This window comes from Bacillus cereus group sp. BfR-BA-01408 (assembly GCF_022663305.1).
GTDB lineage: Bacteria > Bacillota > Bacilli > Bacillales > Bacillaceae_G > Bacillus_A > Bacillus_A pacificus.
On record NZ_JAKUFF010000337.1, the window covers coordinates 1 to 218 of the forward strand.

Below are 218 nucleotides of genomic sequence, written 5' to 3' on the forward strand. Positions count from 1 at the left end.
AGGAGTCTGGGCCGTGTCTCAGTCCCAGTGTGGCCGATCACCCTCTCAGGTCGGCTACGCATCGTTGCCTTGGTGAGCCGTTACCTCACCAACTAGCTAATGCGACGCGGGGCCATCCATAAGTGACAGCCGAAGCCGCCTTTCAATTTCGAACCATGCGGTTCAAAATGTTATCCGGTATTAGCCCCGGTTTCCCGGAGTTATCCCAGTCTTATGGG

1 rRNA gene is annotated in these 218 nt (G+C 56.0%); it reads right to left on the minus strand.

What is annotated here, in order from left to right:
* Positions 1-218, minus strand: a 16S ribosomal RNA gene (locus MR083_RS27545); the annotation flags it as partial.